This is a genomic window from Planktothrix sp. FACHB-1355 (genome assembly GCF_014748295.1).
Lineage (GTDB): Bacteria > Cyanobacteriota > Cyanobacteriia > Cyanobacteriales > Aerosakkonemataceae > Aerosakkonema > Aerosakkonema funiforme_A.
On sequence record NZ_JACJUP010000809.1, the window covers coordinates 1 to 3,304 of the forward strand.

Here is a 3,304-nt window from a genome sequence, read left to right on the forward strand (position 1 = left end):
TTCCAAAAAGAGTCCACTATGAGCAGAATTAATCGGGAAGAAGTAAAAAGAACTGCTGATGTTCATCGCGCTAACATCCAAAAGAGACTGGAGCAGCGCCTGGAAGTCGCTAGATCGAAGGGTGACGAAAATTTGATCCGCTTGTTGGAACAAGAAATGCAGCAGCTTTAGGAAGTAGGGTGGGCAATGCCCACCCTACTGCTTTTTGGAGTTACCGACCTCCTACCACAACATTTTTGATGCGGATGTGTGGCCCACCGACACTTACAGGCAGGGGCATTTGTCCGCCCTTACCGCAACCGCCGTTGAGATAAACCGAATCATTGCCGATCGCTTCAATATCTTTAAGAGTTTGGAAAACATTACCCGTCAGAGTGACATCGCTGACGGGTTCTGCTATTTTGCCATTGCGAATCATGTAACCTTCAGCTGCGGCAAAAGTAAACATCTCGCCGTTAGTTTGTCCGCCCAACATCCGCACAGCATAGACGCCTTCCTGGATATCGGCAATCATCTCATCAAAAGAGTGTTCCCCCGCTTCGATCGCGGTATTGGTCATCCGCACGATCGGCGGATGGGTAGCATTGATCGCACGCGCATTGCCGGTAGGTTTTTCTTGGAGTTTAGCAGCAGTTTCGCGGTTATGCAGGCGTTGAGTGAGGATACCCTTTTCGATCAAATATTTGCGCTGACCCGGAACGCCTTCATCATCATACTTGAGAGAACCCGGTAATCCTGGCAAAGTCGCATCGTCTACTACATTGAGCTGTTCGATCGCCAAAGGTTTGCCCAAACTCAGCAATTCCTGCATTCGCGGATTTTCGTAAACAAAATCTGCTTCCGAAAGATGACCGAAAGCTTCGTGAATGAAAACACCGGAAAGGTAAGGGTCTAAAACTACAGTATATTGACCGCCTTTAACAGATTTTGCTTCCAACTGACGGATAGCCCGTTGGGCAGCACCTTGGACTCGCGCTTCGATTCCCACCAGAGCATTATAATCCGATCGAGAGTGGAAGGATTCGTATCCTTGTCGCACCAAACCGCCTTCTCCTCTAGCAATCGCACCGAAACCGGCTTGAATGTCTAACCTTTCTTGGGCGATGCAGGTGCCGATCGAATTGACAAAATAGGTGATGCCAAAGCGATCGCGATAATTTACTGAAGTGGTTTGAATGCGCGGGTCAAATTCCAGCAACAGCTGATTGTACCCTTCCATTAAACGGCGTTTTTCTGCTAAAGAAACTCCTCTAGGATCGAGTCCGAGTTCGGCAGTAACATAGTCTTTAATTGGTTCGATCGGTGCTAAAACAGTAGTTTCTTTACCCACCAGTTTGGCTTGGGAAATAGCTTCTTCAATTCGCTCTTTTAATTCTGCCAAACCGTTAAAAGTAACAAAACTCCAGCCGCCGTTATGACAAGCGCGAATACCGCCAGCAAGAGTAAAACCGCGATCGACCGCATCCAGTTGTGGGCCACGAAAAGTTATGGCAGTTGATTCGCTTTGTTCTAATCGAATTTCCAGATAATCAACGCGATCGCGGTAAGGGGCGATCGTCTCAAGTAACCGATCCTGCATGGAATTGTTCACGCGCTTAATACTTCCTTTCCAGACTGATTTGCCACTTGCTTCACAATTTCTTCTTTTAGTCTAGAACTTCTCTGGTGACTATCTGTTACGTGAGCTATCTTCGATAATGTCGATAGCGGTGCCAATGCAACATATTAGAAACACAAAAATGCCTACTATCCAAATACCGATGCGGTCTTGGCAGTACTTTGCCTCTGTTGGCCTAGTGGCCGTTGTCCACTTCGGCGCAGCTTACTCAATCACTTTAATTCCCAATCTGAAACTGGAATGGGAGATTGTACCTATATGGCCGCCCACAGGGGTTAACGTAGCTGCACTTGTGTTGCTGGGATCGCGGATATTGCCTGGAATCGCACTAGGTCATTTTTTTTTCTACTTGTGTTTTGCCACAAAGTGGACTGTTGCCGCTACCACTGCCTTGATTATTACGCTGCAAGCATGGGTAGCAGCGAAGTTGCTTAACCGCGTTGGTTTCCATCCTGCTTTAAATCGCCTGCGAGATGTTTTGGGATTGGTAATAGTGGCAGCACCGCTATCCTCGTTTGTGGGTAATAGCATTGCGATCGTCAGTTTATCTTTGTTATCCGGGAGCTCACTTTGGTCAAAGTGGTGGAGTTGGTGCCTTGGCGATATCATTGCCATTTTGATTGTGACGCCAGTGTTACTAACGTGGTGTCACTCGATTTTAGATTTTAGATTTGGGATTTTGGATTGGCGTTTGTCGAACCAATGTAAAAACTCAGAAACTCACCAGCAAACTCACAATTTTACATTTAAAATTTCCCATCTAAAATTAATGGAATTCGCTGTTTGGCTGGCGCTGCTTATCGGGGTAAATTGGATAGTATTTTGCTCTAAAACCAGCCTAAAAATTGCCGATTATCCCCTGGAATATTTACCTTTTACTTTAGTAATTTGGGCAGCATTTCGTTTCGGGCAAACAGGAACTTCGCTGTCAGCATTTGTAGGTTCTACTATTGGCATTTTTGGAATATCAAGAGGCGATGGCCCATTTTTAATAATGGAAAGTAATATCAATAGCAGTATCCTTTACCTACAAGCTTTCCTAGCAGTTGAAGCCATCACAGGTCTGATTTTAACCGCTACTGTGAACGAGCGTCAGCAATCGGAACATAAATTTAGAGAACTCGCCCAAACGCTTGAGAGCAAAGTGCAAGAAAGAACATTAGAACTGGAGCAAAAAAATGAAGAACTGGCAAAATCTTTTCGGAAATTGCAAGAAACCCAACAGCAACTGATTCAATCAGAAAAAATGTCAAGTTTGGGCCATTTGGTTGCAGGTATCGCTCACGAAATCAATAACCCAGTCAATTTTATCCACGGCAACCTTACCCACATCAATAACTATACCCAAGATTTGTTAGAAGCGATCGCACTGTATCAAGATCGATATCCCCAAGCTAGTCCCAGAATTCAAGAGCGGCTTGAAGAAATAGATTTACACTTCCTTCAAGAAGACATTGGCAAAATTTTGTCCTCTATGAAAGCGGGAACCGAACGCATCCGGCAGATAGTTTTATCTTTAAGAAATTTCTCGCGCCTGGACGAAGCTGAAATGAAGAAAGTAGACATTCACGAAGGAATTAAAAGTACGTTGTTGATTGTGCAACATCGCTTGCAAAATGATCGTACCTACAATTATCGAATTCAGGTGAACGAGCAATATAGCGAACTGCCCGCAGTGGAATGCTA

Annotated in this window: 2 protein-coding genes; one reads left to right on the top strand and one right to left on the bottom strand. The window is 45.0% G+C overall.

Annotated features, from left to right (window positions below):
- Positions 1-211 precede the first annotated feature (211 nt).
- Positions 212-1,579, bottom strand: coding sequence for a TldD/PmbA family protein (locus tag H6S82_RS25225; protein WP_190473843.1), 1,368 nt, complete (start codon positions 1,577-1,579; stop codon positions 212-214).
- Positions 1,580-1,739: 160 nt separating this feature from the next.
- Here H6S82_RS25225 and H6S82_RS32880 point away from each other — a divergent pair.
- Positions 1,740-3,304 (top strand): MASE1 domain-containing protein (locus H6S82_RS32880; protein WP_242057106.1); only part of this gene is annotated, 1,565 nt, incomplete at its 3' end.